The sequence below is a fragment of the Flavobacterium shii genome (assembly GCF_025847235.1).
Lineage (GTDB): Bacteria > Bacteroidota > Bacteroidia > Flavobacteriales > Flavobacteriaceae > Flavobacterium > Flavobacterium shii.
Genome location: NZ_JAOZEW010000031.1, coordinates 42,396 through 56,106, shown reverse-complemented (window position 1 = coordinate 56,106; position 13,711 = coordinate 42,396). Strand labels below are relative to the sequence as shown.

Annotated in this window: 7 protein-coding genes; 5 read left to right on the top strand and 2 right to left on the bottom strand. The window is 30.8% G+C overall.

The window, feature by feature from the left end:
- Positions 1-151 precede the first annotated feature (151 nt).
- The gene (locus tag OIU83_RS21760; protein ID WP_264208376.1) at positions 152-1,939 is read left to right on the top strand and encodes an ABC transporter ATP-binding protein; all 1,788 of its coding nucleotides are present in this window, start codon (positions 152-154) and stop codon (positions 1,937-1,939) included.
- A 108-nt stretch (positions 1,940-2,047) separates the two neighbouring features.
- On the opposite strand, the gene OIU83_RS21755 is transcribed toward OIU83_RS21760, so the two are convergent.
- Both OIU83_RS21755 and OIU83_RS21750 read right to left on the bottom strand, forming a co-directional pair.
- Entirely contained in the window at positions 2,048-2,698 is a 651-nt protein-coding gene (locus OIU83_RS21755) for a response regulator transcription factor (RefSeq protein ID WP_264208375.1), read from the bottom strand.
- 60 nt (positions 2,699-2,758) lie between these two features.
- Positions 2,759-4,510, bottom strand: coding sequence for a sensor histidine kinase (locus tag OIU83_RS21750; RefSeq protein WP_264208374.1), 1,752 nt, complete (start codon positions 4,508-4,510; stop codon positions 2,759-2,761).
- Between the two features lie 734 nt (positions 4,511-5,244).
- Between OIU83_RS21750 and OIU83_RS21745 the strand changes: the two genes are divergently transcribed.
- From OIU83_RS21745 to OIU83_RS21730, 4 genes are all read left to right on the top strand, one after another.
- Positions 5,245-5,808 carry a GNAT family N-acetyltransferase gene (locus OIU83_RS21745; RefSeq protein ID WP_264208373.1) on the top strand — a complete coding sequence of 188 codons (564 nt, stop codon included), beginning with the start codon at positions 5,245-5,247 and terminating at the stop codon, positions 5,806-5,808.
- A 269-nt stretch (positions 5,809-6,077) separates the two neighbouring features.
- A complete protein-coding gene (locus tag OIU83_RS21740) occupies positions 6,078-7,640 on the top strand; it encodes a sensor histidine kinase (RefSeq protein ID WP_264208372.1) in 1,563 nt (520 codons plus the stop codon).
- A gap of 104 nt (positions 7,641-7,744) precedes the next feature.
- Entirely contained in the window at positions 7,745-10,342 is a 2,598-nt protein-coding gene (locus OIU83_RS21735) for a zinc-dependent metalloprotease (protein ID WP_264208371.1), read from the top strand.
- Between the two features lie 25 nt (positions 10,343-10,367).
- Positions 10,368-13,706, top strand: a complete 3,339-nt coding sequence (locus OIU83_RS21730; protein ID WP_264208370.1) for a SusC/RagA family TonB-linked outer membrane protein — start codon at positions 10,368-10,370, stop codon at positions 13,704-13,706.
- The last annotated feature ends 5 nt before the right edge of the window (positions 13,707-13,711 follow it).

Genomic DNA, 13,711 nt, shown 5'->3' with positions numbered 1-13,711 from the left:
CTAGATTTGGTATTTGCAAGTCTTTTTTAAAATAATCTTAACGTTTTTTTTACTTCCTTATTTTTCAATACTTTAATTACTTCACGAAATGGGACAATTCTTTTGTAGTAACTCTCTATAGTCATACATTTGCATTTATAAATACTATACAATGGCAAGATTCAAAGAAAATGATTTACCCAAATCAAAAATAACCGCTACTTCACTCAATAAAGCAACCATAATATTTAAATATGCCGGAAACCATCAATGGAAATTTTATGTTGGATTGGTTTTCTTACTCTTTACAGGAGCAACTGCCCTAGCCTTTCCTAAATTAATTGGAATGCTTATCGATTGCGTTAAGAACAAAGACAACTCCGAGGCAAATATGATTGCGCTGGGATTGGTTGTTATCCTTTTTTTACAATCGATTTGTTCTTTTTTCAGATTATCATTATTTGTAAATTTTACCGAAAATACGCTGGCAAATCTTCGTTCGGCTCTTTATAGTAATCTGGTAAAACTGCCTATGACTTTTTTCTCTCACAAACGTGTTGGGGAATTAAATAGTCGCATAAGTGCCGATATAACTCAGATTCAAGATACATTAACATCTACAATTGCAGAGTTTTTACGTCAGTTTATATTAATCATTGGTGGTGTAATTTTATTGGCTACCGAAAGTTTCAAACTTACATTATTAATGCTTTCTGTAGTTCCGCTTGTAGCAGTTGCAGCAGTTATTTTTGGTCGTTTTATTCGTAAATATTCAAAAAAAGTACAAGATCAGGTTGCCGAGAGTCAGGTAATTGTCGAGGAAACAATGCAAGGAATAAGTATTGTAAAAGCTTTCGCAAATGAATGGTATGAAATTGCCCGTTATAACGGAAAAATTAAAGAAGTTGTAAAACTAGCTATCAAAGGTGGTAAATACCGAGGTTACTTTGCTTCGTTTATTATTTTCTGTTTATTTGGAGCAATCGTTGCTGTTGTTTGGTATGGTGTTCAATTGAGTATTGCTGGCGAAATGAGTGTTGGTCAATTAATTTCGTTTGTCCTCTACTCTACTTTTGTTGGAGCTTCTTTTGGTGGGATTGCCGAATTATATGCTCAAATACAAAAAGCTATTGGAGCAACCGAACGTGTTTTTGAATTATTGGATGAACATCCGGAGAAAATAAACTCACATCAAAATGCAACTTCTGTTGAAAAAATAAAAGGAAATGTTATTTTCAAAAATGTACAATTTAGCTATCCATCAAGAAAAGAGATTAAGGTTTTAAAAGACGTTAATTTCACAGCCAAATTCGGTCAGAAGATAGCGATTGTGGGACCAAGTGGAGCGGGAAAATCAACAATATCTTCTTTATTGCTTCGTTTTTATGATATTGATGCAGGAGAAATAATTGTAGACGGAAAAAATATCTATGATTATGATTTGGAAAACTTAAGAGGTAATATGAGTATTGTTCCCCAAGATGTGATTTTATTTGGAGGAACAATTAGAGAAAATATCGCTTACGGAAAACCAGATGCTAGCGAAGAAGAAATTTTATTGGCAGCAAAACAAGCCAATGCATTTAATTTTATCGAAGGTTTCCCTGAAAGATTCGATACTCTTGTTGGAGAAAGAGGAATTAAGCTTTCTGGTGGACAACGCCAGCGCATTGCTATTGCTCGTGCATTGCTTAAAAATCCTAGTATCCTAATCCTTGATGAAGCAACATCGTCATTGGATAGTGAAAGCGAAAAACTAGTTCAGGAAGCGTTAGAGATTTTGATGCAAGGAAGAACAAGTATCATTATTGCGCATCGTCTTTCTACGATTCGTAGCGCCGATCAAATTTTGGTTCTTGATAATGGAGTAATTTCAGAACAAGGAACGCACCAGGAATTAATTGCTTTAGAAAACGGAACGTATAAAAACCTAAGTAACTTACAGTTTAGTAATTCTTAAATTATATCAAAGTGATTATTCACAATTAATAAGAATTGAATTAATAAGAAAGTCTCCAATGAAAATTGGAGACTTTCTTATTAATTGAAGTTTGAAACTTAATTAAGTCTAGTTGCTTTCGTCGTGATACAATTGAAAGAGCTTTATAAGATCGGCCAAATTCTCCATTTCCAATTTCTCGAAAATTCGGTTTTTGTAAGTGCTTACAGTCGTTTTTTTGATCTTTAATAATTCTAGAATTTCTAGGTTACCATATCCTTTTACTAGTAATTGGGCAACTTCCATTTCTCTGTTCGATAATAGTTCTAATGGATTAGTAGGTTTCTTTGAAATATAAGAATCAAGAATTCGATCTTTAATATTCTGAGTAACATACTTTCCTGTTGTAATCATTGTATTTATTGCCAGTTTCATTTCCTCTTCGGAGCTTTCTTTCGTTAGATATCCAGATGCTCCAGCATTTAAATATCTCATGGCATAAATATTCTCTTCGAAAGCTGAAAATATCAATATTTTAATATCGGGCTGAATCGTTTTAATTTCTGTTAAGATATTCAGGCTATTGCCGTCTGGAAAATTTACGTCTAAAATCAATAAATCAATTTTGACTTCATTTAGTACTTTAAACGTATCTTTAAAATTTGCTGCCTTATAAATTGTAGCATTTAAAAATAGCTCCTTTATAATTAAAGTAAGTCCTTGACGTACTACAACATGATCGTCGGCAATTAAAAAACTATAGCTATTTGATGAACTCATTGTGTATAAATTAAATTATAATAAACCTGTTTTACAGAACAGCATTTATCTTTTTGTATTTTAAACCTGACTTAGTATCAAATTGAATACAACTTTTGTGCCTTTTCCTTCTTCGCTTTCAACATTAATTTCTCCGTCAAATAATTCGACTATTTCTTTGCATAAGTTTAAGCCTAATCCAGCTCCTAAATCATTAATATTGCCCGATATCGTTCCTTGATAATATAATTCGAATATATTTTTAAGATCCTTTTCGGGAATACCTAATCCATTATCCTGAATTTCTATTTTTAGATTTTGCTCGTAATCCGAAATATTTTCAAGGTCAATGTTGATCGATATAAGTCCGTTTTCTGTAAATTTATTTGCATTACCAACAATATTATAAAAGAGTTGATGAATTTTTGTAGCATCTGAATAAACTTCGTAATCGGAATTTAAGTTGGATTTTACCTTTATTTTATTCCCCTTACTTTCTACCAATGATGATAATGAAGCTATAATTTGATTTATCTCGGTTTTTAAATAAAAGTTTTTACTTTTTAGTTCAGGCTTATAATTCTCTTCTTTGGAATATTCCAAAATCTGATTTGACAAAAGAAGTAATGAATTGGTTGTAAATTGAATAGATTTGAAAGTATCTTTTATCTCGGGATCTTTTACAGAGGAACTTATTTTCTTACTATATATAGAAATGATGCTTAGAGGTGATCTAATTTCGTGGCTTATCATTCCCATGATTCTATTTTTAAAGTTTAAGCTTTGTCGTATTTTATTTTGAGCAATAGTTAACCTTTTTTCATATCCAAAAGCCATTCTTGTAAAGCTGAAAATTATAATTGATATAATAAACATTAATATGATGAGTATCAATAAAGTATAATTCCTAACTTTAATATTTGATTTATATTGTTCTTTTAATTGCTTTTTGGTGTCAGCCTGAAGTGTATTTGCCGGATCACTATAATTAGGCAATATTTCGGCACTTAAATTTATCAGTTTGTTGTTTAGCTCCGTCAGTTTTAAGTCTTGCTCTCTTAAACTGGAAAAAGATTTCTTTAAATTATTAAATTGTTTTTCGTAATATTTATTGGTCGTTATAAATACGTTTTTTATTTGGTCTTCAATACTCCCAGATACCAGTTTATCGTTGTATTTCATGGTTACAATGATTTTTAACTGTTCTTTTTGTATGTCCATTTTCCCGGCAAGTGCATCTCCTAATCTCGAAAAAAGTCCTTTTCGGGATACACTGTCAATCTTCATATAGGAATCGGTTTTAATGCTGTCTAAAATTTTCTTGTATTCAAATTTTTTAAAATCTAATAAATCAGAAGTTTTATCATTCTTTGGATCGGTTTGAAAAACAATAATAGAATCTATAGTCGATTTTAAAGCTATAATATTAGCTTCGGACTTATTCTTTTCCTGTAATAGGGTATTAAATTCCTTATTATTTGCAGTTTCGGCACTTAGTTTATCTACTAATTGCCCCGTTTCGACTAATGAGGCCGAATATTTTTTTAATGAAGCTTCGTCTTTATTACTAATGTAGTCGTTAAAATACTTTTGAGAATTAATAAATGAATTATTAACCTCACCTGTAAGTTGCTTTATATTGTCTAAATAGTTTAATGAATTAAAATATTTTGCAATTTTGGCTTCATTGCTCGTTTCATTATGCCAAATTACAACAGCAGTAATTTGTAAAAGAATAACACATGCCAATAAAGTATAATGTATTATTTTTCTATGTTCAAACTTTAGTTTTTTAAAACTAAACGTATTTCTTATCAAGCTCTTTTTAATCAAAATTTATATTTTATTACCGTTATAAGTCAAAATATAACTTATAACAACTGTTTATAATATAGGTATTTGAAGTAGTATTATGTACTACAATTTAAATAGAAATTGTTTTGCAAATATTAAATATGAGTTATCAATTAAAAGTCAAATAAATTTAATTGGCACTTTCATTTTGTAAAAATAATTAACACTAAACTAAAACAAGAACAAGTATTTAAAAGAGATTTGGAGAAGTCTTTTAACTAAATATAAAAAAATAATATGCAATTACAATTTACATACTTTAAATTATTTTTAGAAACATATTTTTCTTTTTTATAAAAAATAATATGCAAAAATAACCTGCTAAAACTTACTACAATGTAGAACATTGAAAATTCGTGTCTAGAACTTGTACTACAAGTTAGCATTTTTTATAATATAAATACTAATTTTGATGTAAATAGGAATTGTTTTGCGATTTTAATCAAAAAAATGAGAACAATAACAATTTCTATATTAAGATTGTGACAATAAAATTGTCATATAAGTTTCGAAAGTCTATTTGAGGTTAAAAAAAGCTTGTATGTTTTTTAATAACCTATGCGGTTAAAGTGATTTTTTGAAAGATATATTTCATTATTACTAATAAAACAGAGTTTGCTTAAAAAATCCCTAAATAAAACTTAATATATTCGTCTGTTTTTGGTATATATGCAAGTTTAGGGTATTTTTGCCAAAACGAAAAAGAACTAACGATGATAATTAGAAAAGCAACAATAAAGGACGCAGAATACATTGCTACATATTTGCTGCTAGCAATGGAAGGTATAGTGTATAAGTTCATTAAGGAAGAAAACCATGCTAAAGCAAAAGATTTTTTATTGTACTTTATAGAGAAAGAAAACAATCAATATTCTTATGAGAATTGCTTCGTTGTAGAAGATGATAATGAAATTGTTGCGGCTGTAAATATATATGATGGTGCAGAACTAAAGCTTTTAAGAGAGCCTATTGTTCAATATGTACGAACTCATTTTAATAAAGACTTTAATCCCGAGGACGAAACTCAAGCTGGAGAATACTATATTGATACTTTGGGTGTGAGTCCTAAATGCCAGGGAAAAGGCATAGGATCGAAAATACTGCAATTCTTGATAGACGAATATGCAAACAAAAAGCAATATACTTTAGGTTTACTTGTAGAGGAAGAAAATCCCAATGCTAAAAAATTATACTTAAAATTAGGTTTTAAACCTGTTGGGAATAAAACCTTAGCAGGGAAAAAAATGGAGCATCTTCAGATTAAAAGTATTCAGTAAGACTTAAAAAGTAATTCATATAAGTTCAAATAAGTGGAATATTCCCAAACTTATTTTTCTTAAATAACTTATATAGCTTTTAAATAACTAGTAAAGTCTAATTTATAAATTAATAAGACTTACTTTATTTATAGATTTACCTGATATATTGATAGATACGTTTTATAAGTCCCAAAAAGGATGGCTTATAAAAAAGTTATCTTTGCAAAAAATTAATAATACCACATTATAATAAGGAATCTAATATTCCTTATTTTTAAAGAATACCATTGAATTTTAAATCAAAAAATAGCCTTTCGGGGCGTAACTTCTTTATTCTAGGGATTGTTTTTGTGGTCCTTACCTTGTTTTCTATTTATATATTAAGCGGTTTAATAACGCAAATATCCGAAAAATCTAATTCGACTAATTCACTGCGTAGTTTTTTCAAAAAAAAGGAAGTTTTAGCACTCGAATTTTCTCGTTTTTTGGAGGTTGAAAAAGAAATAATTCAGATTATTGAAATTAGTACTCCTAATAATCTATCGGATAATTTAAGAGTTTTAAGTACTGTACATGCCAATAAAAATCTTGTTAAGAACAATTGGTTCCAGATAAATAATGAAAAAATAGAGCTAAGAACCTCTAATGATAAAGCTCATTTAACAGCATGTATAAACGATTTTATTGCTAAAAATGGTAATAAAGACAGAGTTAATACTATTATTAAAGATGGTAAAAACATCTTTTGGCGCATTTATTTTAAGTCTAAAACAAAAAATGGCGAAGTCGTACGCTATGGTTATGATATTGATTTAAAAGCATTACGATTCTATTTTTCTACCGTAGATCAATTGGCAGAAAATTATGCTTTTGTATTTGATAAAGAAGGAACTATACTTTATCATCCCGAAATTAAATTTATAAAACAGAATGTTTTTAAAGTAACAAATATCGTTCCTACAGATACTATATTTATTACCAAAAAAGGCTTTTCTAAAAGAGTAGCACTTTCTGAATATTTAAAATTAGATATCCTTAGGTACACACAACGGCTAAATGTAAATGGTACTGACTGGTATGTTTGTGTCAATTTTCCAGAGAATATTTCAAACGAAGATGTAGATGATATAAAAAAATATGCATCATTGATTTATTTTATTACAACAGCAATCTTGCTTGTATTCTTTTATTTGTTTGCCATTTTTACACGCAAAAGCTTTCAGGAAAAAGAAGATTTAGCCAAAGAAAAAAACAAACTAAGTTTAGAAAATGAAAAGATAAAGAAAGAAAAAGCATTAATTCAATTGCACCAATTAAAGGAGCAAATTAATCCTCATTTTTTATTTAATTCTTTAAACTCTCTTTATATGCTCATTGGTAGTAATACTAGTGTAGCACGCAAGTTTACCTTGAATCTTTCTAAAATTTATCGGTATTTAATTAATCCCCCTGAGCAGAATATTGTTACGCTAAAAGAAGAGCTTCTTTTTATAGAAAAATACATCTTTTTGCAACAAACGCGATTTAAAGAAGAATTTGACTTTACGATTACAATCGAAGACAATAACGTTTTATTAAAGAAAGTGCCGTATCTGGCTTTTCAGATTGCCATAGAAAATGCAATCAAACATAATATTGCTTCTGATGAAAATCCATTAAAAATTACAATTCTCATCAAAGAAAATAAGGTGGTCATTACCAATAATCTAAATGAAAAACAAAACTTCGAAAAAGAGTCTAAGTTTGGTCATAAGTACTTACAGAGTATCTACAGCTACTATTCGAAAACTGATTTTGATACCTTTAAAAGGGACGGTTTTTTTGTCTGTATTTTACCCTTAATTGAATAAAAAAAGCATTCACTCCCAAAAAAAAGCCACTCACTCCATTTTGTTTTTTTTAACGTAATGGATACAATATTTTAGGCGAAAAATTAACCTAAACTTAACTTTAAATGAGGGAAAAGGCATTATTAAAAAATTTAAAAAACACATTTATACTTCTATTATTAATTAGTAGTTGTACAATTATTGCGCAGAAAAAAGACAAAAAGAGTAAAGAAAACAAAACTGAACAAGCTAAGGATTCTACAAGTAACAAAAAAGGAAAAAAATATAATGATCTTTTAAAAGATGGTACTCTTAAAAAAGGATTATTCAATATAATACAAGTTAAAACAGATCTTTATCTTGAAATAAATGATTCTCTTTTTCAAAGGGAATTTCTTGTAGTTAATAAAATTTCGAATGTTCCAATGCAAGTTAATGAGGCTGGACTAAATAAGGGAATGAATTATGAGAATAAGATTATTACTTTTCATAAAGACCTTGTAGCCAAAAAAGTATGGGTAAAATCATCGGTTCCTAGTGTTTCGTCTCCAAAAGATGATGCTATAACAGCTTCGGTAAATAATAATTTTTCGGAATCTATTATAGAGGTTTTTGATATCGAAACAAAGAATAATGATTCAACTTCGATTGTAATTAAAGTAAATAAGATTTTTGACGGAAAACAAAAAAGTTTTAATGATGTCTTAAGTAATATTGGTTTTGGAGGTTCTGTAAAATCAGATCTATCATATATTGAATTTGCAAAAGCATTTCCAAAAAATATTGTTGTTAAATCTCAACTTACAACTTCTGTAAGCGAAGGTGGTGGTCCTGCCCTATCGGTTACAATTGGTGTTACGAGTAATATTGTTTTATTGGATAAAGTTCCGATGCAACCACGTTTTTCTGATAACCGTATTGGTTATTTTACAGAGAAACATTGGTATTTTAATGATCAGCAGCATGCAATGCGCGAAAGAGAACTAATAACTCGTTGGAGATTAGAGCCTAAAACGGAGGATATCGAAAAATACCGTAAAGGAGAATTGGTTGAGCCAAAAAAGCCAATCGTTTATTATATCGATCCATCAACACCTAAACAATGGCGCTCTTACATTATTGCTGGAGTGCATGATTGGCAAGTAGCTTTTGAAAAAGCAGGGTTTAAAAATGCTGTTATTGCAAAAGAACCTACTGAGGCAGATACCGACTTTGATATTGATGATGTTCGTTATTCTGTTATAACTTATGTAGCATCTCAAAAATCGAATGCTATGGGACCTGCAGTTGTTGACCCAAGAAGTGGTGAAATAATTGAATCGGATATTATATGGTGGCATAACGTAATGACTTCTTTGCAAAGCTGGATGCGTATACAAACCGGTGTAATTGACCCTAAAGCTAGAGGGAATAAATTTAGTGACGAACATATGGGTGAAGCAATTCGCTTTGTTTCTTCTCACGAAGTTGGACATACTTTTGGTTTAAAACACAATATGGGTTCTTCATTTGCTTATGATGTAGAGTCGCTACGTTCTAAGGATTTTACTGCCAAGATGGGAGGAACTGCTCCATCGATTATGGATTACGCTCGTTATAATTATATCGCTCAGCCAGAAGATCATGTAGAAGCTATTACGCCAAAAATTGGTGAATATGACAAATATGCTATTGAATGGGGATACAGATGGTATGGTGACGAAAAAGAAGAGCACACTGCATTAAATGGTTTGATTACTAAACATCAAGATGACCCAATCTATTTTTATGGAGAGCAGCAAGATGAAATAGTTGATCCACGTTCTCAATCGGAAGATTTAGGAAATGATGCGATGAAAGCCAGTGAATATGGTCTTAAGAATTTAAAACGTGTTGTAAGTCATATCCTGGAATGGACATATGACAAAGATGAGTCTTATTATGAAACTGGGAAACTTTACATTGGTACAATAGGTCAATGGCAACTTTATAACAGACACGTATTAAGCAATCTTGGAGGTATTTATCTTAATACAACTGTTCATGGAGATAACAAAGCAAGTTATGTAGCCGTTCCTGCCGCAATACAAAAGAGAGCTGTAGCTTATTTATTAAAAAACAGCATCACTATTCCAGAATGGTTGTTTTTTAATCCAATACTAGATAAAACGAATCCATTAAAAGATTCTCCACTTGGACCTTATGAATATACACCATATACCCTAGCAAGAGAATTACAATATAGTACTTTATATAGTATGCTTAGTGATGATCGTTTATTGCGTATTACCGAAAATGAATTATTTCAGCGTAATGAAGCTAAAGAAAATGTATTTACTGTAACACAATTATTCAAAACATTGAGTCAGAATATTTTTGCTCCTACAATCCAAAATAAATCATTGACGATTATGGAACGTATGACACAAAAAAATTATGTTGATGTACTTATTGTTTCTACCAACAAACTTTTTGAGAAAACAGACGGTAAAAAAATCATCGAAATACAAGAGAATTTAAACATCCCTCATTTGTGTAATCAACTGGATGAATCAAGAATGGGACGTAATATAAATCAATCTTCTCTAAAGAGAGTTACAGAGGTTACCTCTGACAAAAAAGGAGAATTAAGACAAATTTTGCAATTATTAAGAACTAAGAAGAACATTGGAAATCAAGAAACTCAAAATCATTATTTTGACTTGATACAACGAATTGAAAGAGCTTTAAATACCACACTATAAATCTTTATCAAATTAAAACCAGAAAATGAGAAAATTATTTTACACCTTGAGCTTACTCTTGACCTTTGCAGGGTATGCCCAAGAAACACGAACGATTACTGGAAAAGTAATTGATTACCAAGACAAATTACCAATTCCGGGAGCAACTGTTTATGTCGAAAACAGTTCTGTTTCTAATAGTACACAACAAAAAAGCGTTATCGAAAGCGCCAGTATTGGAACTGTTACTGACTTTGATGGAAATTTTGAATTGACAATAAACAAGAATACCACTAGCGTAAGAGTAACCTTCATGGGATATCAATCTCACACTATCGAGATTACTGCTCAAAAAGCATATTCTATTTCTTTAAAGCCTGATCTTAGTGAGCTTAAAGAAGTTGTTGTGACTGGGTATCAAAAAATTGAAAAAAGAAAATTAACTGCTGCTGTTGCAAAAGTTAATATGTCGGATATACAACAAGCAGGTGTAGCAAGTTTAGACCAACTATTAATAGGTCAGGCTGCGGGTGTAGCTGTTACTCAGGCAACTGGAGCTCCCGGAGCAGTAGCCAAAATAAGAGTTCGAGGTACAGCATCTCTTTCTGGTTCTCAAGATCCATTATGGGTATTGGATGGTTTACCGTTGGAAAGCAATGATGTTCCTCAAAATTATGACAAAGATAATATTGATAACTTAACCAACTTTTCTATTGCAGGATTAAACCCTGATGATATTAAAGATATTACAATATTAAAAGATGCTGCTGCTACTGCTATTTATGGAGCAAGAGCTGCAAATGGAGTTATTGTGGTTACTACCAAAAAAGGAAGAAAAGGAAGTATGAAAGTAAACTTTACAGCAAATACTTTCGTTACTCAAAAACCGGATCTTTCGAGATTAAATTTATTAAATGCTTCGCAAAAAGTAGATTTGGAGTTAGCAATGGCTTCACGTGAAGATCTAACATATAGAAGCGGTGGCGGTGAAATTTCCCGTATTCTAAAACAGGCTAATGAATTAGGAGCCTATAGAGCGGGAGGTTTTTCGTCTCTTTCATCAAACACGCAAAATTCTATCAATGCCTTAAGAGGTAAAGACACGAACTGGGGGAATTTATTATACCAAACAGCAGTAAATACGCAATATGGTTTGAGTTTTTCTGGCGGTGGAGAAAAATCAGATTATTATTTCTCTTTGGGAGCTTATAATGAAGAAGGAGCTACAATAGGAACAGGTTACGACAGATACAATCTTACTTTAAAAAATAACTTTGAAGTAAGCGATAGACTTAATATTGGTATTGGTTTATTTGGTTCAGAAAGTACTACAAAATCGTATATCTCGGATACTGATGGATTCACAAATCCAGCTAATTACTCTAGAACAGTAAATCCATATTTAACGCCATACAATGCTGATGGAAGTTATAATTACGACAAAGACATTAGCGGTTATTCTGATCGTTACGTTCCTTTTAATATTATAGAAGAAAGGGAAAATACTTCTTATCAATTAAAAAGTAGAGCTATTAAGGCAATTCTTGATATCGATTATAGAATTACCAAAGATTTAAAAGCGAGTACACAAGTAGGTTTACAATTTGACAATACATCTACTGAAAAGTATGCTGCAAAAGATACTTATTTTACCAGAAAAGAAAGAGAGAAATCACTTAGATTCGGTAGTGGTAAACCAAGTTATTTTCTTCCAGAAGGTGGAATTATCCAAAATACTAATGCAGATTTTTTCCAATACAACTGGAAAACAATGTTGAATTATAATACTGTTATCAATGAAAAACATGAGTTAGATATTATGGCAGGAAGTGAATTGAGAAGAAACTACAATACTAGTATTGCAACTAAAGCATTTGGTTATGATGATAAAACATTGACTTCAACTCAAATTATTTTTCCTAACCAAGATGTTGCTAATGATCCTAACTATAGAACTTATAAAAAGAACAAAAATGAAAATGCATTTGCATCATTTTTTGCTACTGCAGCCTATACATATAACAGAAAATATACCGTTTTCGGGAGTGTACGTTATGATGGTTCTGACTTATTTGGTGTAGATCCAAAGTATAAATACTTACCACTTTGGGCTGTATCTGGTTCTTGGTTAGCATCTGAAGAAAGTTTCTTAAAAGACAACGAAACGATATCTAACTTGAGATTACGTGCCTCTTATGGGTTACAAGGAAATATAGATAAAGGAACATCTCCTTATGTTGTAGGTGAATATAAAAATGTAACTATTTTGCCTGGACAAAGTGAGCCTGTTATCACAGTAATAACTCCTCCAAATGACAAACTAAGATGGGAAAAAACCACGAATACCAACTTAGGTATGGATCTTGGTTTATTCAACAATCGTATTAGTATCGTTACCGATGTATATGGAAGAAAAAGTAGTGATTTAATTGGAGTTCAATCTCTTCCTGTTGAGAATGGATTTGAATTTTCTACCTTAAACTGGGCACAGGTATCTAATAAAGGTTTTGAGATTGCATTGGCTACCAAAAATATTGATCGTCCAAATTTTAAATGGAGTACTAATATTAACTTCTCTCACAATAAGAGTAATGTAGATCGTATGCAAGTAAGAGAAAACACGTATACGCCATCAAGAGAAGGATATCCTGTTAATGCTGTATTTGCTTTAAAAACAGCTGGAATTGATGAGAATGGTTACCCATTATTCGTAAATAAAAAAGGTGAAACTGTTAATACACAAACCTTCTTTCAATTATATGACCTTTATCCGGATTTATTCCCTGGAGAGTTATCACAATCTAAATTTGAAGCCAAAGAAATTAGAGATTTATTTACCTATGTAGGAGATTTAGATCCTAAGTTTACAGGTGGTTTTACCAATACTTTCAAAATTCATGATTTTGATCTTACTATAGCAACGACTTTTAATATTAAACAAACTGTTGTAGAAAGACCAAGTTATAATGGTACTATGGTAGATCGTGGACGAAACTTCACTACTGATATTCTAAATGCATGGTCACCTACTAATACAGGATCAAACTTACCAGGAATTGTAAGTAATGATTCTGGAACAGGAGATTCTTGGATGGCTTACAATTGGTTTTCTGGAGGTAACCAGATTGATACTAATAAATTTTTGGATACTTGGGTTCACGACATGAGTTATATGCGTTTAAGCAGTGTACGTTTTGGATATACATTGCCTAAAAAAGCAATTCAGAAAATGTTTGTTGATAACATCAGATTTAGCGTTGAAGCAAGAAATTTATTCGTTATTAGTTCTGATTACAAAGGATATTTTGATCCGGAAACTTATGGAAATATCTACGCACAACCTATTCCAAAATCATTCACTATAGGATGTAACATAACTTTTTAATTGAT

What these genes read in the sequence shown, in the direction of transcription:
- OIU83_RS21745 (WP_264208373.1), top strand. Translation starts at nt 5,245, where the DNA reads ATGATAATTAGAAAAGCAACAATAAAGGACGCAGAATACATTGCTACA.
- OIU83_RS21760 (WP_264208376.1), top strand. Translation starts at nt 152, where the DNA reads ATGGCAAGATTCAAAGAAAATGATTTACCCAAATCAAAAATAACCGCT.
- OIU83_RS21735 (WP_264208371.1), top strand. Translation starts at nt 7,745, where the DNA reads ATGAGGGAAAAGGCATTATTAAAAAATTTAAAAAACACATTTATACTT.
- OIU83_RS21755 (WP_264208375.1), bottom strand. Translation starts at nt 2,698, where the DNA reads ATGAGTTCATCAAATAGCTATAGTTTTTTAATTGCCGACGATCATGTT.
- OIU83_RS21730 (WP_264208370.1), top strand. Translation starts at nt 10,368, where the DNA reads ATGAGAAAATTATTTTACACCTTGAGCTTACTCTTGACCTTTGCAGGG.